General features: G+C 67.7%; 18 protein-coding genes. 9 read left to right on the top strand and 9 right to left on the bottom strand.

Translation table 11 applies throughout. The annotated features are described in order from the left end of the window. Positions 1-48 precede the first annotated feature (48 nt). From OIE13_RS25845 to OIE13_RS25835, 3 genes are all read right to left on the bottom strand, one after another. Positions 49-1,206, bottom strand: coding sequence for a glycosyltransferase (locus OIE13_RS25845; protein ID WP_326828848.1), 1,158 nt, complete (start codon positions 1,204-1,206; stop codon positions 49-51). Then, positions 1,203-4,043, bottom strand: a complete 2,841-nt coding sequence (locus OIE13_RS25840; RefSeq protein WP_326635702.1) for a bifunctional glycosyltransferase/CDP-glycerol:glycerophosphate glycerophosphotransferase — start codon at positions 4,041-4,043, stop codon at positions 1,203-1,205. The genes OIE13_RS25845 and OIE13_RS25840 overlap by 4 nt, the downstream gene beginning before the upstream one ends. Before the next feature lie 371 nt (positions 4,044-4,414). After that, the gene (locus OIE13_RS25835; RefSeq protein WP_326828847.1) at positions 4,415-8,593 is read right to left on the bottom strand and encodes a bifunctional nitrate reductase/sulfite reductase flavoprotein subunit alpha; all 4,179 of its coding nucleotides are present in this window, start codon (positions 8,591-8,593) and stop codon (positions 4,415-4,417) included. Between the two features lie 183 nt (positions 8,594-8,776). Here OIE13_RS25835 and OIE13_RS25830 point away from each other — a divergent pair, with 183 nt between their 5' ends. Next, positions 8,777-9,334, top strand: coding sequence for a dihydrofolate reductase family protein (locus OIE13_RS25830; protein WP_326828846.1), 558 nt, complete (start codon positions 8,777-8,779; stop codon positions 9,332-9,334). A gap of 227 nt (positions 9,335-9,561) precedes the next feature. Here the strand turns inward: OIE13_RS25830 and OIE13_RS25825 are convergent, their stop codons facing one another. Next, on the bottom strand, positions 9,562-10,125 hold the full coding sequence (locus tag OIE13_RS25825) for a PIN domain-containing protein (protein ID WP_326635705.1): 564 nt from the start codon (positions 10,123-10,125) through the stop codon (positions 9,562-9,564). 18 nt (positions 10,126-10,143) lie between these two features. Continuing rightward, positions 10,144-10,650, bottom strand: coding sequence for a helix-turn-helix domain-containing protein (locus tag OIE13_RS25820; protein WP_326635707.1), 507 nt, complete (start codon positions 10,648-10,650; stop codon positions 10,144-10,146). A gap of 116 nt (positions 10,651-10,766) precedes the next feature. On the opposite strand from OIE13_RS25820, the gene OIE13_RS25815 reads away from it, so the two are divergent. Next, the gene (locus OIE13_RS25815) at positions 10,767-11,147 is read left to right on the top strand and encodes a dihydrofolate reductase family protein (RefSeq protein WP_326635708.1); all 381 of its coding nucleotides are present in this window, start codon (positions 10,767-10,769) and stop codon (positions 11,145-11,147) included. A gap of 55 nt (positions 11,148-11,202) precedes the next feature. Here the strand turns inward: OIE13_RS25815 and aroQ are convergent, their stop codons facing one another. After that, the gene (aroQ, locus tag OIE13_RS25810) at positions 11,203-11,664 is read right to left on the bottom strand and encodes a type II 3-dehydroquinate dehydratase (RefSeq protein WP_326635710.1); all 462 of its coding nucleotides are present in this window, start codon (positions 11,662-11,664) and stop codon (positions 11,203-11,205) included. A 299-nt stretch (positions 11,665-11,963) separates the two neighbouring features. Here aroQ and OIE13_RS25805 point away from each other — a divergent pair, with 299 nt between their 5' ends. From OIE13_RS25805 to OIE13_RS25795, 3 genes are all read left to right on the top strand, one after another. Beyond that, the gene (locus tag OIE13_RS25805) at positions 11,964-14,369 is read left to right on the top strand and encodes an FdhF/YdeP family oxidoreductase (RefSeq protein ID WP_326635712.1); all 2,406 of its coding nucleotides are present in this window, start codon (positions 11,964-11,966) and stop codon (positions 14,367-14,369) included. 205 nt (positions 14,370-14,574) lie between these two features. Beyond that, a complete protein-coding gene (locus tag OIE13_RS25800) occupies positions 14,575-14,982 on the top strand; it encodes a YciI family protein (protein ID WP_326635713.1) in 408 nt (135 codons plus the stop codon). 8 nt (positions 14,983-14,990) lie between these two features. Next, on the top strand, positions 14,991-16,136 hold the full coding sequence (locus OIE13_RS25795) for an RNA polymerase sigma factor (RefSeq protein WP_326646966.1): 1,146 nt from the start codon (positions 14,991-14,993) through the stop codon (positions 16,134-16,136). Between the two features lie 219 nt (positions 16,137-16,355). Here the strand turns inward: OIE13_RS25795 and OIE13_RS25790 are convergent, their stop codons facing one another. Beyond that, positions 16,356-18,038 (bottom strand): Eco57I restriction-modification methylase domain-containing protein, encoded by a 1,683-nt coding sequence (locus OIE13_RS25790; protein WP_326635714.1) that lies wholly within the window; start codon positions 18,036-18,038, stop codon positions 16,356-16,358. A gap of 172 nt (positions 18,039-18,210) precedes the next feature. On the opposite strand from OIE13_RS25790, the gene OIE13_RS25785 reads away from it, so the two are divergent. Next, positions 18,211-18,918 carry a PaeR7I family type II restriction endonuclease gene (locus tag OIE13_RS25785; RefSeq protein WP_326635715.1) on the top strand — a complete coding sequence of 236 codons (708 nt, stop codon included), beginning with the start codon at positions 18,211-18,213 and terminating at the stop codon, positions 18,916-18,918. Between the two features lie 211 nt (positions 18,919-19,129). On the opposite strand, the gene OIE13_RS25780 is transcribed toward OIE13_RS25785, so the two are convergent. Then, on the bottom strand, positions 19,130-19,744 hold the full coding sequence (locus OIE13_RS25780; RefSeq protein WP_326828845.1) for an ATP-binding protein: 615 nt from the start codon (positions 19,742-19,744) through the stop codon (positions 19,130-19,132). A 307-nt stretch (positions 19,745-20,051) separates the two neighbouring features. Here OIE13_RS25780 and OIE13_RS25775 point away from each other — a divergent pair, with 307 nt between their 5' ends. From OIE13_RS25775 to OIE13_RS25765, 3 genes are all read left to right on the top strand, one after another. Then, entirely contained in the window at positions 20,052-20,921 is an 870-nt protein-coding gene (locus OIE13_RS25775) for a helix-turn-helix domain-containing protein (RefSeq protein ID WP_326828844.1), read from the top strand. Next, positions 20,918-21,151: a DUF397 domain-containing protein gene (locus tag OIE13_RS25770; RefSeq protein WP_326635719.1), complete on the top strand. Its 234-nt coding sequence runs from the start codon at positions 20,918-20,920 to the stop codon at positions 21,149-21,151. Before OIE13_RS25775 ends, OIE13_RS25770 begins: the two co-directional genes overlap by 4 nt. A gap of 427 nt (positions 21,152-21,578) precedes the next feature. Beyond that, positions 21,579-22,541, top strand: coding sequence for a LysR family transcriptional regulator (locus OIE13_RS25765; RefSeq protein WP_326635721.1), 963 nt, complete (start codon positions 21,579-21,581; stop codon positions 22,539-22,541). Here OIE13_RS25765 and OIE13_RS25760 read toward each other — a convergent pair. Beyond that, the gene (locus OIE13_RS25760) at positions 22,528-23,376 is read right to left on the bottom strand and encodes an alpha/beta fold hydrolase (RefSeq protein ID WP_326635723.1); all 849 of its coding nucleotides are present in this window, start codon (positions 23,374-23,376) and stop codon (positions 22,528-22,530) included. The genes OIE13_RS25765 and OIE13_RS25760 overlap by 14 nt on opposite strands. Positions 23,377-23,380: the final 4 nt, after the last annotated feature.

Raw genomic sequence — 23,380 nt, 5'->3', positions numbered from 1 at the left:
GGGTGGCCCGCTCGAACGAGGGCGCGCTGACCTGGCAGCCCGTGGCGGTCAGCGGGTGACCTGCTCGAACAGGGCGTCCCAGCGGTCCAGGACGCGATCGGGCCGGAACGCTCCGACGTGAGCGCGGGCGGCGGTTCCCAACCGCCGCCGCTCCTCGGCCGAGGCCATCAGGTGGGCCAGCGCGGCGGCGAGCGCGGTCACGTCGGCCGGGGGCACCAGCACCCCGGTCTCCCCGTCCAGTACGAGCGATCTGAGCCCGCCCGACACGTCGAACGCCACCGAGGGAACCCCGTAGGACGCCGCCTCGCCGACCACCAGCGGCAGCCCCTCGTGCTCGCTGGCCAGCGCCAGCACCGACCCGCCCAGATACTCCTCCCCCATCAGGGGGGCGGGCACCGTGCCGCGGAAGACCACCCGGTCGCTCACCTCGCACGCCGCGGCGTGCGAGGTGAGCCGTTGCCGCTCGCCCCCCTCACCGATCAGGTGTAGTTCCCAGCCCTCACCCGCCTCGCGACGGGCCTCGGCGAGGCCCGCCCGGAGCTCGGGCTCGCCGGGGACCGAGCGGCCACAGGCCTGGGCGAAGGCCGAGATCAGCCGGTCGAACCGCTTCACGCCCTCCAGCCTGCCGATCCCGAGCACCCGGCGGGCGGTCAGCTCCGAGGTCCCCGACGGCCAGGCGGGCAGCGGGTTCGGGATGGACCAGGTGTTGGGCAGCAGCGCGTGCTCGGAGAAGAGCCACGCGTCCCGCTCGCTGAGGAAGACCGCCTTCTCCAGGGTGCCGTAGTGATCGCGGACCGAGTCGAGATGCCAGGATCCGCGTGCGTGCTCGTACGACCCGTGGTACTGCCCGATCGGCAGCAGCCGCTCGGGCAGCAGTGCCCTGATCCGGGCGACCACGCTGGGCGAGGAGAGCACGGCGAACCCCGGCCCCACCTGTCGCAGCAGCCTGTCGAGCGCCCGGTGCTCTCGGCGTCGGCCCAGCATCGACAGCGTGCTCACCGGAGCGCGGTGGATCACGTGGCTGGTGTAGCGCGGCTGTTCCACATAACGGAACGGATTCCTGGCGCGGTGCAGCCCGATCACGTGCACCTCGCGACCCCGTTCGGCCAGCCCCTGCGCCACGGTGTGGGTGACCCGCTGGACGCCGCCCAGGGTGTCGGCGTCCACGCAGGCGAACACGACCGCCCCCGCGCGTCCGCCGCTCATCCCGACCACCTGGGCGGGTGGATCGGCCGCCGCACCCCCGGCAGGTGTCCCAGCCCGGCCGGGGTACGTCGCTCCCGCCCGGCGGGCACCCGGGGAACCTGTGCGGGCACCCGGACCGAGGGAGGGTCGAAGAAGGCGTCCACCACCCTCGCCGAGGCGTGGCCCTTCTCGTCGGCGCACCACATCCTGCGGAACGCGATGTACCTGGCGGCGAAGGACACGGTCATGCCGTCGAGGTCGCGCAGCGCCTCGATCAGCTCCTCGGTGGTGGTCAGGCAGGGGCCGGGGGCGATCGCGGGCAGGTCGTGGTAGACCCCGCGTTCCACCCTGCGGTACTCGTCCCAGTCGTCGATCAGGAACAGCATCGGCCGCCCGGTGATCGCGTAGTCGCACATCAGCGACGAGTAGTCGGTCAGCAGCGCGTCCGAGAGCAGCATCAGGTCGTTGACCTCGGGGTAGGACCCGGCCTCGCGGACGAAGTGGCGCAGGTGCTCGGGCACCTCGAACCGCTCGACCGGGTGGGTGCGCAGGACCACCGTCCAGTCGCCGGCCAGGGCGTCGGCCATCGCGGCGAGGTCGGCCCTGACCGACTCGCCGGACCCCTTGGCCCGGTCGCGGTAGGTGGGGGCGTACAGCAGCACCCTGGACCAGTGCGGGATCTCCAGCCGCTTCCGCGCCCGCCTGGCCGCCTCCCGGTCGCCGTGCACGAGCACGTCGCAGCGGGGCGAGCCGTGGCGCAGCAGTCGCCCACGGTAGCCGTTGGAGGGCACGAACACCCGCTCGAACTCGGCACTGGGTGAGATCAGCGCGTCCCAGCGATCCACCGCGGCCCGCCAGGTCGCCCTCGGCCCGTCGAAGTCGGCGCGCAGGTCGGGCGCGTCGAAGCCGACCGACTTGATGCCCTGGCCGTGCCAGGTCTGCAGGTAGCGCGTGCGCGGTGGCTTGGGATAGGGCAGCGGCATGCCGTGGCTGTCGATCCAGTAGCCCGCCCTGGCCATGGTCCAGATATGGCGCCAGCTCATCCGCCGTACCAGCCTGGCGTCGGCGGGGAAGTCTTTCTCCGACCCCGCGACCGACCACACCATCTCCAGCGACGCGCCCCGCCGCCTGAGCTCCTCGTAGATGTAACGCGGGTTCCCGGTGTACCCGGCGCCGACGTCGGACTCGAACAGGGCCAGGTCCCCGCGGGGCGGCAGCACGGAGATCAGCCCCTTGTAGACGCGGAGCTTCGTGCTGGGGCCGCTCACCTTCCGCCGCAGCCGGGCGCCGATCCGCCGCAGCCGGGGTAGCTGCCGCAGCAGTCCGCCGCGGCGCCAGCGCACCCGCAGGAACGCGGCGGTCCCCTCCGGCATGACGGTGACCTCGTGCCACGGGACGGCGACCGTGAACGGCGCGGTGGACGCGTCGACGAGCAGCCGGTCGGAGGTGACCCTCCCGTCGGGGTTGACGATCTCGACCGCCGGGTCGTGGTGGCCGTCGAAGCCCAGCCGGCCCAGGTGGCCCGCGCGACCGGGGTGGAGCGCGGCGAGGTCGACCGCCGCCTCGCTCAGGTGGCTCCCGTCGTCCTGTCCGCGGGGCGCCAGCGGAACCCGGTGGTTTCCGAACCGAAGGAACGCGGTCCAGCCAGGGGTGGCGGCGAGCACTCCGAACGGGTCGTACGTCCTGATCACCAGTCTGAGCACCGTGCCCTCGCCGGTGAAGGCCGCCTCGTGGCGGAGCCGGGAGGCGGAGAAGGGCAGTTCGGCCATCCGGAGCGAGGTGATCTCCCGCATCTCGTCGGGGACCGTGCCCCAGTAGGTGCGCCCCCCTTCCCGCAGGGCGACGCGCGGCGGGGCCTTCGGCCCGTTCAGCGAGCGGGCGGCCACCACGAGCTCGTCGGGCCTGTCGTCGAGGATGAAGCTGCAGCAGACCCGGATGAGCGGATCGATCGTCTCGAACACCGCCGGGTCGAGTTCGGACAGGTAGGGACGGATCACCGAGATGAACTCCTCGACCCACGCGGGGTCGCGCGCGGGTAGCGGGTTGAGGTAGACCCGCAGGTCCTGGCGGACGAACCGGCGCTGCCGCTCGTTGATGAGGTCACCGAGGCCGTTGTCACGCAGGATGTCGTCGCTCAGCCGGGCCGCCCTGATCCTGGAGCGGACGTTGGACATGTCGGTCAGGCTCAGCGAGATCGACAGCCGCGCGTCGCTCTCCTCCGAGGCCCGGTGCCAGAGGTAGACCACCCAGGGAACCACGGCGAACCGACGCGCCGCGCAGTACAGGGCGGTGCTGAAGACGTGGTCCTCGTAGTGCATGTCCTCGGGGAACGGCACCCGCCGGAGCAACTCGGCCCGGTAGAGCTTGTTGGTGCTGAAGGAGTCGAGGAACATCTCCGGTTCCTCGACGATGCCCTCGACGGTCCTGCGCCTGGCGAACAGGGCGGGGTAGTAGCGCGAGGTCTTCCCGCTCCTCTCGTACAGCCGGGAGATCTGCCCGGTGACGAAGTCGGCGCCGGTCCGCTCGATCTCCAGCAGCATGCTCTTGCAGGCGTGCCGGGTCAGCTCGTCGTCACTGTCCAGGAACATCACGTACGGCGCCCGCGCGGCCGCCACGCCCCTGTTGCGCGGGGTCCCGCACCCTCCGCTGTTGACCTTCCCGCGCAGGTAGCGGACCCGCGCGTCCTTCCGCTGCAGTTCCCGGACGACCTGCTCCGTCTCGTCGGTGCTCGCGTCGTCGGCGATGATCACCTCGATGTTGCGCAGCGACTGCCGGAGCACGGACCGCACGGCCCTGGGCAGCCGCGCGGCATCGTTGTAGGTAATCACCACAACACTGCACTCCGGGACATTGATCACATCCCGAGGTATCCCCGCGAAAAAATAACTGGTTGTCCTACTTGTCCACTGATAACACTCTTTTTGATGTTCTGTGGGGTGGCCACTCCCGCTTAGTGCTCGGTTCCTCAAAGGAGGGCACGACGCGCGGCCGAAAACCTGAGGCTGTCAGGGCAGCCTCCCCGGCCTCCTGGGCCGGTATGGATCTGTGCTTCCGATGAGGAACATCGCATTAGACGGCCTCACGCGGATCCTCAGGAGTTCGGGGTATGCGCCGGACGCAAGCGGGTCGATGCTCAGCGGCACAGTGCTAGGGGGCCGGATTGCTAGGGGGCCGGATCGCCGGCCGCTTCGCGTGGTCCGACTGGAGTGGCGTCCACCGCTCCGCCCTTTCAGTAGATGTCGCGGACGTAGCGTTTGTCGGTGGACAGGCGTTTGACGTAGGTGTCGGCGGCTTGTTCGGTGAGGTCGCCATGGGTGGTGATGATGTCGCGGAGTGCTTTGTCGACGTCTTTGGCCATGCGGGAGGCGTCGCCGCAGACGTAGAGGTGAGCGCCGTTCTCCAGCCAGGTCCAGAGGCGGTGGCCGTGTTCGTGCATGCGGTCCTGGACGTAGATCTTGTTGCGCTGGTCTCGGGAGAAGGCGGTGTCGAGGCGGTCGAGGGTGCCGTCGTCGCGGAGTTCGGTGAGGCCGTCGCGGTAGTAGAAGTCGGTGGCCTGGTGCTGTTCTCCGAAGAACAGCCAGTTGGGGGCGGGGTGTCCTTGGGCGCGGCGGTCGTGGAGGAAGCCGATGAAGGGGGCGACGCCGGTTCCGGGGCCAATCATGACCATGGGGGTGGCGGGGTCGGCGGGTGGCCGGAAGTGCGGGGAGGGCTGGACATGGATGGGGATGGGGGTTCCGGGTTCGGCGTCGGCGAGGAACGCGGAGCAGGCGCCCTTGCGGGCCTGACCGAGGGTGCTTTCGTAGCGGACGACGGAGACGGTCAGGGACACCTTGTCGGGGTCGGTGCGAGGGCTTGAGGAGATGGAGTAGAGGCGGTTCTGGAGCCGTTTGAGGGTCGTGGCCCATTCTTGGGCGGTGGCCTTGACGGGGTGTTCGGCGAGGACGTCGGCGGCCTGGCGTCCCCAGGACCATTGGGCGAGCTCGCCCTTGTTGTCGGGGCGGAGCAGTTTGCGCAGGTGCCTGTCGCCGGTGCGGTCGGCGAGGAATCCGAGCAGGCCTGGGGTGATCTTCGTGATGTCGAGGTGCAGGTGCAGTGCCTCGCCGAAGGGGACGGTGCCGGGGCCGTCGAGGTCGACGGGGGTCTGGCCGTCGATGCCGGTGAGCGTCAGCCATTCGGCGACGAGGCCCAGGTCGTTGGCGGGCCGGACGCTGAGCGCGTCTCCGGCTTGGTACGCGAGCGGACTCCCGGTGAGGTCGAAGGTGAACCGGCGGACCTCCTTTCCGGCGCCGGGAAGGCTGAGTAGTTGATTCCCGACGAGCGGAGCGGTCACCGCCACGGGGCCGGTCCGGGGCGGGGGTGACGACTCGGTCCGGGGCGGGGGTGACGACTCGGTCCGGGCCGGGGACGGCTCGGTTTGGGGCGTGACGGTCGCGGATGCCGTCGTGGGAGCCTCGGGAAGGCCGCCGGTCAGCGAGGCGAGGACCAGGTCGAGCCAGGCGGTGGCCGCACTCTCGAAGTCGGGTTCGCAGTCGGTGCGGGGGGACAGCCGGGTGGCGCCGAGTTCTTCAAGGCGCTGGTCGAGACGGCGGCCGTGGCCGCAGAAGTCGCTGTAGGAGGAGTCACCGAAGGCCAGGACGGAGTAGCAGAGGTGATCAAGGCGCGTGTCGGTCGCGGCGAGAGCATCCCAGAAGCCGCTTCCGTTGTCGGGTGCGTCGCCGTCGCCGAAGGTGCTGGTGATCAGGAGGGTGTCGGAGGGGGGCAACGCGGTGGGGTCGACGTCGTCCATGCCGAGAAGGGTGACCTTGTGCCCGGCGGCGGTGAGGCGCTGCGCCGCGGTGGCGGCGAACTCCTCGGCGTTGCCCGTCTGCGACGCCCACAGCACGGTGATCATGCGGCCCTGCACGGGTGAGCTGTGGCCGGGGCGTTCGGCCGGTTCGATGGCCGGGTGAGAGGCGGCGCGGGAGAACCGCCCGGCCAGGAGCCCGTCCACCCACAACGCGTGCTCGCGGCGGAGCGGTGCGGTGGGGGGCAGGACCGGCACCCCTGCCGGGTCCGCCCCGATTCCGTTGAGGAATCCGGCCAGGTAGTGGCGTTCGTGTTCGTCGAAGACGGGCGGCCGGAGGTCGGTGATGCCGAGGACGTCCGCGAGCACCGGGTGATCCGCGCCGAAGGCCGCCGGAGCCGACGGCTGGGCGGGCACGACCTCGGTGGTCTCGCCTTCGGCGGTCTCGCCTTCGGGCCCGGTGACCACGACGGGGATGGCCGACTTGGCCAGGGACACGGCGCAGACCTTGAACTCCGGCTGGAAGGACAGGGGGTCGACGGCGTCGTTGGTCACGGCGTTGACGCTGAGGTACTCGCCGAACAGGTCGTTCCAGTGGAAGGGGGCGAAGCAGCAGCCGGGCCGGACCCGGTCGGTGACGACGGCGGGCAGGACCGCCTTGCCGCGGCGGGAGGCGATCTCGACCGGGTCTCCGTCGGTGAGTCCGAGGTTCCGGGCGTCGTCGGGGTGGATCTCGACGAACGGGCCGGGGTTGAGCTTGTTGAGCTTGTCGACTTTTCCGGTCTTGGTGAGAGTGTGCCACTGGTGCTGGAGCCGGCCGGTGTTGAGCGCGAACGGGTAGTCGTCGTCCGGCATCTCCCGGGCGGGCAGATGGGGCCGGGCGAAGAACACCGCCCGGCCTGAGGCGGTGGGGAAGACCGGCCGCCCGTCCTCGCCGAGGTAGCGGATCGGGTTGCGGTCGGGGCCGCCGGGCTCGGCGGGCCACTGGACGGGCGTCTCGCGCAACCGTTCATAGCTGACGCCGCTGAGGTCGTAGCCGGTCTTCGGGTTGCGGGCGCGTTTGATCTCTTCGAAGATCTCTTCGGCGCGGGTGTAGGCGAACGCGTCGGTGTAGCCCATGGCCTGGGCGATCCTGGCGATGATCAGCCAGTCGGCGGTCGCCTCACCGGGCGGGTCGGCGGCGGGTTGGGCGAGGGTGAGGTTGCGTTCGCTGTTGATGAGAACGCCCTCGGTCTCGGTCCACAGGGCGCCCGGCAGGACGATGTCGGCGTAGCCGTTGGTCTCGGTGTCGGTGAAGACGTCCTGGGCGACGACGACCTCGGCGGCCTCCAGCCCCGCGATCACGGTCTTGCGGTTGGCGACCGAGGCGACGGGGTTGGTGCAGATGATCCAGCAGGCCTTGACGCGGCCCTCGGCCATCTGCTCGAACATCTCGATCGTGCCCTTGCCGACGCCGTCCTCCCGGAGGGCGCCGACCGGCAGGTCCCAGAGGTCCTCGATGAAGGCGCGGTCCTCGGGGACCAGCACGGACCGCTGGCCGGGGAGCCCGGGGCCCATGTAGCCCATCTCGCGGCCGCCCATCGCGTTGGGCTGTCCGGTGAGCGAGAACGGGCCGCTGCCGGGGCGGCAGATCGCGCCCGTCGCCAGGTGCAGGTTGACCAGGGCGTTGGTGTTCCAGGTGCCGTGCGTGGACTGGTTGAGCCCCATCGTCCAGCACGACATCCACTCCCCGGCCTCGCCGATCCACTGCGCGGCGGTGCGGATGTCCGCCTCCGGGATGCCGGTGAGCTCGGCCACCGCGGCGGGCGGATAGTCGGCGAGGAACTCCGGCATCGCCTCCCAGCCCTCGGTGTGGTCGGCGATGAAGCCGGGATCGGTGTGCCCGTTCTCGACCAGCAGCTGCAGCAGCCCGTTCAGCAGGGCGAGGTCGGCGCCCGGCTTGATCTGGAGGAACAGGTCCGCCTTATCCGCGGTGGCGCTGCGGCGCGGGTCGACGACGATCAGTTTCGCGCCGGCCTTGACGCGCTCCATCATGCGCAGGAACAGGATCGGGTGGCAGTCGGCCATGTTCGATCCGATGACGAAGAAGACATCGGCCTTCTCGAAGTCCTGGTAGGAGCCGGGAGGTCCGTCGGCTCCGAGGGACAGCTTGTAGCCGGTTCCGGCGCTGGCCATGCACAACCGCGAATTCGACTCGATCTGGTTGGTGCCGATGAAGCCCTTGGCCAGCTTGTTCGCCAGGTACTGGGCCTCCAGGCTCATCTGACCCGACACGTACAGGGCGAAGGAGTCCGGGCCGTGCTCGTCGATGACGGCGCGAAACCGGCGGGCGGTCTCGGCGATCGCCGTTTCCAGGTCCGTGGGGATCGGCTCGGCTCCCCGCTCCGGCCGGATCAGGGCCGTCGTGAGCCGTCCCGGCGCCGCCAGCATCTCCGCGGTGGTCACGCCCTTGGTGCACAGCTTCCCGAAGTTCGCCGGGTGGTCCTTGTCGCCCGAGGCCTTACGGACGGAACGCCGCCCGTCCGGTCCGACCGCAACGTCCAACACGATGCCGCAACCGACCCCGCAGTAGGAACAGACGGTGCGAACCCGCGACTTGCTCGGCTGCGCGCTTCCTGCGGCCATGGACGCCCCTCCCCGACAGAGATCAGCGTCGACCATAGGAAACATCCGTAACACGAAGGTGACATGGAGTGGCTTCCGATGTTTCGCTTCCCGCACCGCACGATCGAAACCCTTGTTTCCGTGGATTGTCGTGGGTGGTCTTTATGGTCGGTGGCGGTGGGACAACGATCAGTGGAGGCTTCGGTGCGAAAGATCTTCTCGTTCATCATGACGACCCTCGACGGGTATTTCGAGGGGCGGAACCATGACCTCGGCTGGCACAACGTCGATGAGGAGTTCGGCGAGTTCGCGGCGCGCCAGCTCGACGAGAGCGGCACGCTCGTGTTCGGGCGGGTCACCTACCGGCTGATGGCGGGCTTCTGGCCGACGCCCGAGGGGGAGAAGGCCGATCCGGCGGTCGCGGCGAGGATGAACGGCACGGACAAGATCGTCGTCTCACGAACGCAGGACAGGGTCGAGTGGGCCGGCACCCGGCTGATCAAACAGGATCTCGTCGAGGAGTTCACCAGGCTCAAGCGGGAACCCGGCAAGGACATCGCCATCCTGGGCAGTTCCGACCTGACCGTGAGTCTTCTCCGGTTGGGGCTCGTCGACGAGCTGCGGATCATGGTGAATCCGGTCGTCCTCGGCGAGGGCACCCCGCTCTTCGGGACCGTGATGGGCAGGATCGACCTGAAACTACTGAAAACCAGAACTTTCAACTCCGGCAACGTCCTACACCACTACCGGCCCGCTGTCTGACGCGCTGCCCCGAACGTTCACCGGGTCCGCAGAGGGGGCCGGGATCCTCCTCTTCCCTTGCTGCGCTTTCGTCACGCACGATGTCACGCGGAAGGCGGAGGCGGGCGTGGAAATGGAACTACCTGACACTTTTTTGCGTTCTGCGAAGTGGTCGGCGGCGAGACGCGGTCTCTTTGTGCTGCCGAGGGCCCGTGTTCCGGCGCGGTCGTGGTCAGGTGTAAGGATTCTTACATTTTAAACAGCGAACGTGCGGTGGCGGCGAAAACAGGGGTTCCACAGTTCTCCAGCGAACTCAGTACATCCTCGATGGACATAGAGGAATGAGGTGGTTTGCCGGTTGAACTCGCTTGCTCCCGCAGTACCTGGAGGATGATGTCTGGCGCCTGCTCCAGGTTGTAACACAGGAATGTGTCAGGGTGTTGGACCTCAACATCGAGATGGTCGCATGCCGAGCTTGGGAAATCGCGCAAGTTGAGGGTCACGACCACATCGGCATGGCCACGAACCGCAGCGGCCAGGACGTGGCGATCCTTGACGTGGTTCCCCATCGAGTCCTCGAGAGGCTCCCATCCCTTGACCATGGCTTCGGGGAAGGCGCCTCGGACGAATGACAACGTACGGTCTACAAGCTGTTCGGAGCGTCCGTTTCTCACCAGGGCGCCTCGAACCTCCGCCAGTATCCGCTCGCTCCACAGGGGTTGGTAGATGCCGGCTTCCGCGGTTCTTAAGAGAGTGTCTCGCAGTGCGTTGGGATAGAGCACGCAGGCATCGAGCACGGCAGAGAACGGCACCGGAACAGCATAGGCTGTTCAGAACTCGCCGGCGGGCTTGTCGTACGTACCCGCATCTACGGAATCCGCGGTGAGTTCGTCCAGCAGCCGTCGCCGCTCTGTGCGTCGCCTTTCCTTAAAGGCAAGGACATCTTTGAGCTTTACTCGCCGATGTGCTCCAGGGCGATCTGTCGCACGTTGGTAGGGAATTTCCCCATTTTCTAGGAGTTTGACCAGAGTCGGCCTGGAGATTCCCAGCAGCTCGGCCGCTTCATAGGTGGACATTGTCATGTGCTGTGGTGCGACAGTGACAGCCAGGCCCTTTGACAGGGCCTCCGCTACTTGCAGAAGAGCCTGATAGACCTGCATTGGCAGCGGAAGGGATGGTGATCCATCTGGACCTGTGAGTAGTGCTGGACAGTCGGCTACCGATCGCCCTCGCCTGCGCAGCTCCTCGACCAGATCAACGATGGCCGCCTGAGTCTGAGGATCTTCTTCCGGGAGGAACGTCCTGGCGTCTGCCGCGGCCAACGACGTGTCGCCCATGTGAGTCCTCCGTCACCGCGCGTTGCTGTACGTGAACAGTACCCCAAAACGAAACTAATGAAAACCTGCTTCGTTGATCAACGGTAGTGGTGGAACGATGGTTGGCGGAGGCTACGGTGCGAAAGATCTTCTCGTTCATGATGACCACCCTCGACGGGTATTTCGAGGGGCGGAACCATGACCTCGGCTGGCACAACGTCGATGAGGAGTTCGGCGAGTTCGCGGCGCGCCAGCTCGACGAGAGCGGCACGCTCGTGTTCGGGCGGGTCACCTACCGGCTGATGGCGGGCTTCTGGCCGACGCCCGAGGGGGAGAAGGCCGATCCGGCGGTCGCGGCGAGGATGAACGGCACGGACAAGATCGTCGCCTCACGAACGCCGGACAGGGCCGAGTGGGCCGACACCTCTACCGGCCCGCCACTGTCTGACGCGCCGACCAGGGGCAGAAGCGCAGCGAGGGCGCCTCAACCAGTGCTCGGCCAAGTGGGGGGTACGTGAGATCGACGGCCGCCGCGCGGTTTGGGCACTGCTGCCCTCCACGGGGCGCTGCCTGCTACCTCGGGGACATCCGGTGCAGGGCGTCGATGGCGAGGCGGTAGCCGTCCACGCCGAGGCCGACGATGGTGCCGCGCGCGACGGGGGAGATGTACGAGTGGTGGCGGAAGGACTCGCGGCGGTGCACGTTGGAGATGTGCACCTCGACGAGCGGTAGTTCGGTGCCCTCGATGGCATCGTGCAGGGCGATCGAGGTGTGGGTGTAGGCCCCGGGGTTGAAGACCGCGCCGATGACCTCACCGGCCTTGACGCGTGCCCCGGCCTCATGGATCCAGTCGATCAGCTGGCCCTCGTGGTTGGACTGACGGAAGACCAGGTCCAGGCCGAGCCGAGTGGCCTCCTCGCGGCACAGTTCCTCGACGTCCGGCAGCGTCATGGTGCCGTAGACCTCGGGTCTGCGGGTGCCGAGCAGGTTCAGGTTCGGGCCGTTGAGCACGTGTACGCAGGTCACGAGGATCATTCTCGCTCATCGGCGGGACCGGCGGTGTCGGCAGTGAGGGTGTGCGGGGGGCAGTACGGAACCGGCCACCCACACCGGTACGGGGGGCGGATCTTCAACAGCCGTCTGTAGTACGTCCCCGAGATCATCCGGGCCGCCCGCGACGGTTCTGAAGCGTGTCGGAGTCGCCCGACGGCTCAAGCTTGGGGAAGGCCGGGAGGTTGTTTGGGGCTGGGGTGGGGGCGGGGGCGGTAGACCGGGAATATCGCGGCATGTGCACGCATGTCGGGCTCGACTGTGCCACCCCGGGGGGACCACTCATGGCCGACGACATTCTTGCCGCAGGAGAGAACTTCGGACAGGGGATGCCGGGGGTTCCGGCGCGGGGGCGCGGGCCCAACACCGGCGAGCCCTTCTCCAGGCGTGACTACCGGCATCCGGCGGCGGGCTGGGGCGCGGCGCTCAGCGTCGGAAAGGTGCTGGCCAAGACGCGGGAGCCGGTCGAGGGGACGCGCGCGATCTTCCGGATGAACCACGAGAACCACGGTTTCGACTGTCCGGGATGCGCGTGGCCGGACGACAGGAAGGGCCTGCGCCTGGACATCTGCGAGAACGGCATCAAGCACGTCACCTGGGAGATGACCCCCAAGCGCGTCGGGCGCCGGTTCTTCGACGAGCACACCGTCACCGAGCTGTCCGGCTGGAGCGACTTCGCGCTGGAGGACCAGGGCAGGCTGACCGAGCCGATGGTCTACGACCCGGAATCCGACAAGTACCGGCCGATCTCCTGGCCGGACGCGTTCGAGCTGGTCGGCTCGACGCTCAGGAGGCTGAGCAGCCCGGATCAGGCGTCGTTCTACACCTCCGGGCGGCTGAGCAACGAGGCCACATTCCTCTACCAGCTCTGGGTCCGCGAGTTCGGTACCAACAACCTGCCGGACTGCTCGAACATGTGCCACGAGGCGAGCGGCCGCGCGCTGAAGGCCGCGCTGGGTACCGGCAAGGGGACCGTCGACCTGGACGACTGGGGCAAGGCCGACGCGATCTTCCTTCTTGGCTCCAACGCGGCCTCCAACGCGCCGCGCATGCTGACCGCGCTGGTCGACGCCTACCAGCGCGGTGCCCAGATCGTGCACATCAACCCGCTCGTCGAGGCCGCAGCCGGGAAGACGATCGTGCCGCACGAGCTCCTCGCGATGGGCACCTTTCACGCCACCAGGACCGGCACCCTCAACGTGCAACCGAGGATCGGCGGTGACCTGGCGCTGCTGCGCGGGGTCGCGAAGGCCGTGTTCGAGGCGGCGGAGACCGACCCGAAGGCGATCGACCAGGGGTTCGTCGACGACCACACGCACGGCTTCGAGGACTACCGGCGGGCGTGCGCCGAGGCCGGCTGGCCGCAACTGGAGCGCCAGTCGGGCGTGGACGAGGCGAGGATCCGCGAGTTCGCCGACGTCTACCTGCGTTCCAAGCGCACCATCATCAGCTGGTGCCTGGGCGTCACCCAGCAGGAACACGGCGTCGACACCGTGCGCGAGATCGTCAACCTGCTGCTGCTCCGCGGCAACCTCGGCCGCGAGGGTGCCGGTCCGTGTCCCATCCGAGGGCACAGCAACGTCCAGGGCAACCGCACCTGCGGGGTCAACTCCCACCCGGACGAGCGGTTCCTCTCCCGGCTGGCCGAGGTGTGCGGCATCGACCCGCCGAGGGCCTGGGGCCTGGACACCGTCGGCACCATCGAGGCGATGCACCGGGGCGACGTCAAGGTGTTCGTGAGCATGGGCGGCAACTTCTCGCTGGCCACGCCCGACACCCCGCGCACCTTCCAGGCGCTGCGCGGCTGCGAGCTGACCGTGCAGGTCAGCACCAAGCTCAACCGCAGCCACCTGGTGCACGGCGAGAAGGCGCTGATCCTGCCCTGCCTCGGCCGTACCGAGAAGGACTGGCAGCGCCGCAGGCTGCAGGGGGTCACGGTCGAGGACTCGATGAGCATGGTGCACATGTCGATCGGCATGCGGAACCCGGCCTCCCGGCAACTGCTCTCCGAACCGGCGATCATCGCCGGGATGGCGCGGGCGACCCTGCCGGACAGCGCCACGCCCTGGCAGGAGTACGTCGACGACTACGACCGGATCCGCGACACCATGGCCCAGGTCCTCGACGGGTTCGAGGACTTCAACCGCCGGGTCCGGATGCCGCTGGGCTTCCGGATCCGCCAGCCCGCCCGCGAGCGGGTCTTCCTCACCGAGTCCGGGCGCGCCGAATTCTGCACCGCCCCGGTTCCGAACGTCATACCGGAGGCGGGCCGCCTGACGCTGGGCACGGTGCGCTCCCACGACCAGTGGAACACCACCGTCTACTCCGACGACGACCGCTACCGGGGCGTCAAGAACCTGCGCACCCTGGTGCTGATGAACCGCGACGACATGCGGGACCGGGGCCTCGCCGAGGCCGACCTCGTCGACATCACCAGCATCGCCAAGGACGGCAGCAGGCGCAGCGTCTACGGCTACCGGGCCTTCGGCTACGACATCCCGCGCGGCAGCGTGATCGGTTACATGCCCGAGCTGAACGTGCTCTGCGCGCTCGGTGACTTCAGCCCGCAGAGCGGGCAGCCGCTGGCCAAACACCTCACCGTCGAGATCACCCCGATGGACGGCCGCGCGGCCGACGACGGCCTTCGGCGAGAGGCCGAACGCCCGGTCGGCCACGGTGCGGGCGGGTAGAGGAAACCTCGCGGGAGCCACTTGTCCAGTCGTGCGCGTTTCGCCCTTGCGCCACGGCGCGGACCCGGACACCGCGAGACGGCTCACCCAGGTTCATCTACGAGACCCAAAAAGATTCGGACGGCGATGTCGAGAATTCGTGACTGGCTCCGTCCCCGCAATGAAAGCGACCAAAATGGGTGGCACCAGCACCGAGGAGAACACGATGGCCAAGTATTTGCTGCTCAAGCACTACCGCGGCGCCCCGGCTTCGGTCAACGACGTGCCCATGGACCAGTGGACGCCGGAGGAGATCTCGGCCCACGTGCAGTACATGCACGACTTTGCGGCCCGGCTTGAGGGGACCGGCGAGTTCGTCGACGGTCAGGCGCTTGCCCCCGAGGGGATGTTCGTCCGGTACGACGGCGAGGGTCGCCCGCCGGTCACCGACGGCCCATTCGCCGAGACCAAGGACCTCATCGCCGGCTGGATGGTGATCGACGTCGACAGCTACGAGCGCGCCATCGAGCTGGCCGGGGACCTGTCGGCCGCCCCTGGGGCAGGCGGGGAGCCGATCCACGAGTGGCTCGAGGTGCGCCCGTTCCTGGCCGCGCCGCCCACCATCACGGAGTGACCTCCGAGGTGAACGAGGTCCTGCTCCGGAGCCTCACGCCGAGCGTGCTCGGGATCCTCGTCCGCCGCGGAGCCGACTTCGCGGCGGCCGAGGACGCCGTGCAGGACGCGCTGGTCGAGGCGGTCCGCGTCTGGCCGGCCGACCCGCCGAGGGACCCGAAGGGCTGGCTGGTCACCGTGGCCTGGCACCGGTTCCTCGACGCGACCCGGGCGGACGCCGCCCGCCGCCGGCGTGAGGACCTCGTCGACGAGGAGCCGGCGCCCGGGTCCGTGCCCACGGTGGACGACACGCTCCAGCTCTACTTCCTGTGCGCCCACCCGTCGCTGACGCCGTCGTCCGCGGTCGCGCTCACGCTGCGCGCCGTCGGCGGGCTGACCACCCGCCAGATCGCCCAGGCCTACCTGGTGCCCGAGGCGACCATGGCGCAGCGCATCAGCCGGGCCAAGCGCACCGTCTCCGGCATGCGGTTCGACCAGCCCGGCGACGTCGCCACCGTGCTACGCGTCCTCTATTTGGTCTTCAACGAGGGCTACTCCGGCGACGTCGACCTCGCCGCCGAGGCCATCCGGCTCACCCGGCGGCTCGCGGCCGCGATCGACCACCCCGAGGTGGCGGGGCTGCTCGCCCTCATGCTGCTCCACCACGCCCGGCGCGCCGCCCGGACCGCGCCCGACGGCAGCCTGGTGCCGCTCGCCGAGCAGGATCGCGGCCGGTGGGACACCAAGTCGATTGCCGAGGGCGTCGAGATCCTGCAGGCGGCCCTCGCCCGCGACCGGCTGGGCGAGTTCCAGGCCCAGGCCGCCATCGCGGCACTCCACGCTGACGCGCCCACCGCCGAGGAGACCGACTGGGTGCAGATCGTCGAGTGGTATGACGAGCTCGCGCGCCTGACCGACAGCCCGGTCGTCCGGCTCAACCGCGCGGTGGCCGTCGGCGAGGCCGACGGACCGCGCGTCGGCCTGGCGGCGCTCGTGGCGCTGGACAACTCACTGCCCCGCCACGCCGCGGTGGCGGCGTACCTCCACGAGCGCGACGGCGACCTGGCGACGGCGGCACGGCTGTACGCCGAGGCGGCCCAAAAGGCCCCCAACCTCGCCGAGCGCGACCACCTGACACGCCAGGCCGCCCGGCTCAACGCCCGCCGGTGCAGCTGACGGGTCGCGCTCGGACCTGCGGGTGAGGGAGACGCCCGACGATCTCACCATGCCCAATCGTTCGCTGGGCGCCGGACGGCACCTTCGCCGGGATATCGCAGGCCGATGCCGACGTCCGGGCCGACGTTGAATCGAGCAACCGCGACCGTGCAGGCCAGACCGGGCTGATCTTGGCGACTTCGCTGTCCGGACCCGCGGAGGGTCGATTCATAAGCCTCGTCAGTCAGGCCATTCGGTGAGGCCGTACACGTCCAGAGCCGCCGATGTCGCGGCCTCCGCGTCGCGGTTTCTGAAGGCGGTGATCAGTCGTTCCCGCTGCGTCGGGGTGATTGCCGCAGGGGTCGGCAAAGGGATGCGTCGGAGGTACTGAGCTTGAAACCGGAGCGTCTTGCCGCGCATTTTCACCGCGTACGCGTCTACGAAGGCCTCTGCCACCTTGGACAGCAGCAACCCACCGAGGACCTCCAGGTCCCAGACATCGGAGGTGATGAAGTAGAGGTTGTGATGCGGGTAGAAGTCACCCTCGTCGAGAACCGGATGACTACTGAGCTTCATGTCAGGAAACAGCAGCTTGGGTTGCTGCCTGAGACCAGTTTCAACCTTGTCGATAGTTTTGTACCATTTTTCGGGGTTCTTTCTGGCGATGTAGCGTCCCCTGAGAGCGGCAGCGTTCCGTGTGAAGTACGCCCGAAGCTTCGGATACCGCTCAAGATCTACTAGATGGCCGTTGTCGTCCCACGGGTTGACCAGGTAGTGCCCGGACCATTCGAGCCGGCCGCTGGTCGTGTCGCGGACCATTGACATCCGAAGAAGCCGATCAGCCTCGACGAGATCGGAATCACGGGTGATGAAGACCTTGTCGGCCCCGGTCGCGACACCGATTCCCACCCGGACCCCAGGCGTCTGGCCCATGACCGTGAACCGCTCTGTAAGGTCTTCCAGGACCGCGAGCCGTGCGGGTGAGCCTGTCGGCCACAGGTCATCACCGGAGAACCAGTGAGGCATCCTCGCGGCCTCGAAGGTTCCCCGTCGGAGGGGTTGGTCCTCTCGGCGGTTGATCCAGGAGAAAAGGTCTTGAGCCGCGGTCTCTCCGAAGCGGCTTGTCGTGTCAGCGACCACTGCGGACTCCTGAACGCCCCGGCGTAGCACCGTCACCGCCGGATACGCCGCGACCTGCTCCTCGAAAGCGTCGACGTCGTGCATCGCGATGCAGGCATCCAGTGCGAACTCATCACCGACGAGCTTGCGGAGCTCCCTGCCGTACTGGTTGCGCATCCACCGGTCCGCGCAGATGAACCCAAGTCGGCCTCCCGCACGGAGAGAGCGGAGAGCGGCCTCGAAGAAGCCGACGTAGATGTCTGCCCGTCCCACCATCGTGGGCCATAGAGCCCGATAGAGACTCATTCGCTCCTCAGGCAGGTCCTCCAGGCGGATGTAGGGCGGGTTGCCGACGACGACATCCACTCCAGGGGTGCCCGCAGGCCGCTCAAACAGGTAGTCGGCTCGTCGCACCCAGGCTTGAGCCACATGGAAGGCGTCATCGGCCGCCCAGCCTTCCGCCGTCAGAATGCGCTCGACCAGAGCGCGGGATGCGGCCACGTTCCGAGGAAGAAGATCGAAGGCCCGCACCGCGTCCAGGGCGGCTGTGATGTCTCGCCCGTGCTTGCGGCATGAGGCGCTGACCCGCTGGGCGATCACACCGAGGAACGCCCCACTGCCGCAGGCGGGCTCGACGAGTCGGAGCAGGGCAAGATCCTGATCTGGACGGTAGCCGACCAGGTCAAGGATCATCTCGACGACCCATTTACGGGTGAACACCTCCCCGTGCTCCACCGCCTCGTCGGGTATGTCGGCCGGCGCGGCTCGGGGGACGAGGTCGATGTCCAGGGCAAGAGTCTTCACGATGCCACCTTACGAGGGGGTGGTGATCCACGATCGCGTACGTGCCCATGGCTGGCCAGAGCACAGGACGATAACGGGGCGGGACGAGTGGACGAACCAGCGTGATGCAGCGCTTTTCCCTGTTACCTTGATCGGATTCAAAACCCGAATCGGGGCAAGGAGAGCGCTGGCAGTGCGCAAGGAAGCGGTTCAGCAGGCAGTCGAAGAGTTCTGGTCAGAGCGACGGGTGCAGATAGAAAAGCTTAAAGATCAAGGGAAATCCGGTGGTGCCGCCCGCGCCAACGGTCATATGGGGGGCTTCACGAACTTGGTCGCTCAAGAATTCGTCGGTGCTGGAGTCCCTGCGGAGTGCATTAAAACGGGCAAGCCTTACCTGCCCGGCTACTATCGGGTCCGCAAGCAGTGGGACCTGGCGATCGTATGGGAAGGCGTCCTCGTTGCGGCGATCGAGTTCAAGTCGCAGGTCGGCAGCGTCGGAAAGAACATCAACAACCGATTCGAAGAGGCATTGGGAACCGCGACGGACACTCACGCGGCACACATCAAGAACGGGATCTATGGCGAGATTCCTCCCTGGCTAGGGTACGTGTTCGTCCTGCAGGAAACAACCGAGACCGAACAACGGAACCGATCAACGAAGACCCTCTTTCCGACCGATCCGGCATTTGATGGCATGTCCTACAACGAGCGTTACCAGGAGATGGCTAAACGCTTCGTCAGGGAACGCATATACCAGGCCGGCTGGTTTGTGACCACTAAGGTCACAGATGAGGGAGTTGTGTATAACGAGCCCCTGGCTATGGCGGGCGCCGCGGAATTCGCGGTACAGATCAGAGAGCGAGTCGATTACGTGAAGGCTGTTCTCAGCGAGACGCACTGAGTCTAAGGCGTGACGGATAAAAAGTCGGGATTGCTGACTTATCCGTACTGGGCGTGGTGGGTCGGGTTTGTCTGTGGTCGCGCCTCTGGCCTGTCGCGACGAGAATTTTCCGGGTAACGATCGCTTTTGATCACCGGTAAGGCATGGTCGCGCCGTCCTTATGGGAACCGCTGATGGTCGACGACGATCTTGCATCAGCAGGTTTCGAAGGTCAGTTGAAAGCGGCGTCGATGTCGTCGGCCAGGGCCTGAGCTGAGACGGCGACGAGCATTAGTGCGGGGACGCCGGTGTCCTTCGGCACCCCATACCAGAACCCGCTCCACGGTCCGAACCAGATCAGCCAGTCGGTGTAACGAGCATTCATCTCGGCCTGGGCGGCGGCAACGGATGTCTGGGGAACCAGTGGAGAACCATCCATGAACTGTTGAGAGGCGGGGGCATGCCAGTCCAGTTCGGCCCAGACCACCCTGCCCGTTTGATCGCCGTCGATGCCCCGGCGGACCGCCAGCGCGGCCACCAGTGCTAACCCGCGCCCACCGGGGGCGTTCTCGTCCCGGCAGCGCACTACAGGGTCGGTGGGGGCGCCGCCGTCCAGAACCGCGATTCTCGCTCTGAACCCGTCCTTGCCGAGCGGCAACTGGGTTACCTCGACAACGAAGACTCCGCCACGCCCGCTGGCCGTATGGCAGATCGCGTTTGATGTCAGTTCCGAGGTGATCAGGATCAGGTCGTCCAGCAGAGGGCTGGATGCCAGCAGTGTCCTAACGAAGCGCCGAGCTTCACCGATCTGCTCCTGAGCGCCGGGGAAGGCCCTACACCAGCGCATTGCCGTACTCCTTTGCATGGCGCCCGGAACGGCGCGACGGACGATGCTTTTGTGTAGCTGTGCATCCGCTCTGACTTTTGGTCATGTTTGCTCCAGATTGCGTACTGGTTGTACGAATTCTCGAAGCCAACCCCTCGCTTGTAACTCTCTGAAGTCAAATGGGCACGGAGGGGGGTCGTTCCCTCACGATGGCCTCTCGGTTCGGAGTAGGCAAGTCGTTTCTAAGAAAATTTTCTCGGGAAAACCATCCTTCCGGAGGGGCATGGATGCGGCACACTGTGTCGCGTGAGATTGACGGAGGGTTGTCGTGGCCGGTGAGTCTCTACCGCCGACGCCGACGGTGCGGCTACGTCGACTGGGCGCGACTTTGCGCCGCTTGCGGGAAGCGGCGAATCTAACGTTGGAGGAGGCCGGCGCTCAGTTGGAACGCAGCCTGTCCTCGCTTAGCAAGATCGAGAATGGCCGGGTTCGCATCCCGCCCCGTGATCTGCGGGTCATCCTCGACTTCTATGGAGTCAATGAGGAACCAGCCAGAGAGGCGCTGCTTCTCCTGTCACGGGATGCCCGCAAACGCGGTTGGTGGCAGCGCTACGGCGATGTGCTGTCCCCCTCCTACCTGGACTTCATCAGCCTGGAAGCGGACGCCGCCGAGATCTGCACCTTCGAGACCGGCCTGGTCCCCGGGTTGCTGCAGACCCAGGACTACGCCAGAGCGGTCATCGCGGCGGTCCCCGACACCGATGGCGCCGCTCGCGACGTCGACCAACTCCTGGCAGTGCGTATGGCCCGTCAGGAAGTCCTCAGCCGTGATCATCCCCTCACCCTCTGGGCGATCGTGGATGAGGCATTACTTCATCGTCATATCGGCGGACGAGAGGTGATGCGCTCTCAGTTGCAGCACCTGGTCCAGGTTGGCGGAAGCAGCCATGTCACCTTGCAGGTCCTGCCCTACGCCGTGGGCGCCCACGCCGGCATCAATGGTCCGTTCACCATCCTGGAGTTCCCGGAGATCGCGGACTTGGACGTCGTACTCCTGGAGAGCCAGACCAGCGGGCTGTATCTGGAACAAGCGGAAGAAGTCCGCCGTTATAGGACTATTTTCAACCATTTACGCGCTTCAGCGAAGTCCGCGGCGGCTTCCCGGGTGATGATTGAGGATATAGCCAAGCAGCTATGACGACAGGAGATGATAGCGGCGTGTCCCGATCAGATCTGTCCGACGCCACCTGGCGCAAGAGCAGCCTAAGCGGCAGTGACCATAACTGTGTAGAAGTCGCCTTCTTGAGCGGTGGCGCTGTCGCCGTCCGTAACTCCAACCATCCCGATGCCGGAACCGCCGTGTTCACCCCTGCCGAGTGGGCGGCCTTCATCGGCGGCGTCAAGAACCAAGAGTTCGACCCGCGCTGAAGAAGTACGGGCCTGTTCGATTGAAGACCGGGACCTTCGGCTCCGGCAATGTCCTGCACCACTGCCGACCCACTGCTGCTTGACTCACTGACCCGGGCACTCACCGGCTCCGCTGCTCTGGGCTGTGGCTGCGTTGCTTTAACCGCGGTTATTTCTTACTGGAGCGCGCGACCACCTGCAGTCCTCGACAGGGTTGAAAGGCCGGAGCGTGCTCAGGCGATCCGGCTTCACGCTCAAGGTCGTGTCACGGTTGCGGGACAGTGTCGGACTCGCACCGACTTCCCCGGAGAACACTCGCGGGCGGCAGGAAACCCCAGGCCGGAGCGTCCCGCGTCCGGATGCGCCCGCTAGCATCGGGGTCCCCCTGTCCCGCCTCGCGGATGCCCCCACCGCGACGGACGCCCGGCCGACTCGCGACGGAGCCCGCGTGCCCACGATCGACCCCCGACGTCTCCTCGTCCTCCGTGCCTTCGTGCTGTCCGACTCGGTCACCGCGACCGCGGCGGCGCTGCACCTGACGCCGTCCGCGGTGTCGCAGCAGCTCGCGGCGCTCGAGCGCGAGGTCGGCCACGCGCTCGTCGTACGCACGGGGCGCAAGCTGGCGCTCACGCCGGCCGGGCGCATCCTCGCCGGGCACGCCGAGGAGATCAGCTCCCGGCTGAAGATCGCCGAGGCCGACCTGGCCGCGCACGCGGGCGGTGTCCTCGGGCAGCTCCGGATCGGCGCCTTCCCCACGGCGATCAGCTGGTTGGTGGCACCCGCCATCGTCGAGCTGCGCCGCCAGGCGCCGGGCGTCGACGTCACGGTCGTCGACGCGGAGGCGCACATGAGCCACCGGATGCTGATGCGCGGCGATATCGACGTGACCGTCAGCATGGAGTACGAGTCCGACCCCGAGCGCGACTCCCCCGACATCGTGAAGTTCCCGCTCTACATCGAGCGGTTCAAGGCCGTCCTCCCCCACGCGCACCCGCTGGCCGGCGAGGAGGGCATCGGGCTCACCCAGCTCACCGAGGAGGGCTGGATCATGCCCTCGCCCGGTAACCCGTGCCGCACGATGGTGCTGCAGGCGTGCGCCGAGCTCGGCTTCCACCCGCCGATCACCCACGTCTCGGACGACTACCGCGCCGCGCTGGCGCTGGTCGCCGCCGAGGCGGGGATCTGCCTGGTACCGGAGTCCGCGCTCTCCGCCCGCGACGCCGACTGGGTGACGATCCTGCCGACGCGCGGCATCGCGCCGCTGCGCAAGGTGATCATGACGACGCGGCGCGACAACCAGGGCCACCCCGTCGTACGCGCGGGGCTGGAGGCGATGCGGGCCGTTGTCGCCGAGCCGGACTCGGAGATCTACGGCCCGCTCGCGCGGTCCGACACCTTCAGCGTCGAGTGACGGCTCTGGCCGACGGCGCGTTCTCGCGGAGGAAGGCGTCGACGTGCCGGTGGTACTCGTCCGGCTTGTCGCGGCGCACGCAGTGGTGGGCGCCCTCGATCACGATGACGTCGAAGCCGGGCGCGACGGCGGTGAGGCGCTCACGGGAGTGCTTGTCGACGATGACGTCGCCGGTGCCGGTGACGAGCAGCGCCGGTACGCCGGCCGGGCCGACCGTGATCTGCCGCGCGGTCGGCGTCCAGATCCGGCGCTTCTCGTGGACCCGCTGCTCCATGTAGTCGATGTTGACGGCCTTCATCGCCTCGGCGAGCGGGCGCAGCTCCTGCTCCGCCCAGTGGGGCTTGAGCTCGCGCTGCATGTCCATGAGCTCCTCGACCGACGCCGTGTCGGCGTAGTCGAAGGGGTCCTTGACGGTCTGCTCGACGCTGAGCCACGGGTTGGGGCCGGCCTCCGGCACCCACCACGGCGGGTCCTCGAGTACGACGCCGGCCACGAGGTGCGGGGCGTCGGCGGCGACGAAGGCGGCGATCCGCGCGCCCATGGAGTGCCCGACGACGAGCGTCTTGCGCCCGGTCTCGTCGAGCATGTCCTTGAGGATGTCGATCGCGTCCTGCACCATCACGTCGGTGGACGGAACGCCCTCGTGCTCGGGCAGGCGGCTGGGCGACTTCCCATGGCCCCGGGCGTCCGGCGCCACGATGTGGTAGTCGCCGCACCAGCGGTCGACGGCGTCGCCGTAGCACGCGCCGGACTCCACGGCGCCGTGCAGGATGAGGATGGCGGGCGCATCTGCTGCGTCCCGCCCATACTCTCGGACGAACAGGTCGGTTCCCACGTGT

Source organism: Streptosporangium sp. NBC_01810, assembly GCF_035917355.1.
Classification (GTDB): Bacteria; Actinomycetota; Actinomycetes; order Streptosporangiales; family Streptosporangiaceae; genus Streptosporangium.
The sequence above is the reverse complement of the archived record's forward strand: the minus strand, read 5'-3'. Positions and strand labels throughout refer to the sequence as shown.

Excerpts from the sequence above, each read along its gene's own strand:
- OIE13_RS25845 (WP_326828848.1), bottom strand. The coding sequence starts at position 1,206 with ATGAGCGGCGGACGCGCGGGGGCGGTCGTGTTCGCCTGCGTGGACGCC.
- OIE13_RS25835 (WP_326828847.1), bottom strand. The coding sequence starts at position 8,593 with ATGGCCGCAGGAAGCGCGCAGCCGAGCAAGTCGCGGGTTCGCACCGTC.
- OIE13_RS25820 (WP_326635707.1), bottom strand. The coding sequence starts at position 10,650 with ATGGGCGACACGTCGTTGGCCGCGGCAGACGCCAGGACGTTCCTCCCG.
- aroQ (WP_326635710.1), bottom strand. The coding sequence starts at position 11,664 with ATGATCCTCGTGACCTGCGTACACGTGCTCAACGGCCCGAACCTGAAC.
- OIE13_RS25805 (WP_326635712.1), top strand. The coding sequence starts at position 11,964 with ATGGCCGACGACATTCTTGCCGCAGGAGAGAACTTCGGACAGGGGATG.
- OIE13_RS25800 (WP_326635713.1), top strand. The coding sequence starts at position 14,575 with ATGGCCAAGTATTTGCTGCTCAAGCACTACCGCGGCGCCCCGGCTTCG.
- OIE13_RS25780 (WP_326828845.1), bottom strand. The coding sequence starts at position 19,744 with ATGCGCTGGTGTAGGGCCTTCCCCGGCGCTCAGGAGCAGATCGGTGAA.
- OIE13_RS25770 (WP_326635719.1), top strand. The coding sequence starts at position 20,918 with ATGACGACAGGAGATGATAGCGGCGTGTCCCGATCAGATCTGTCCGAC.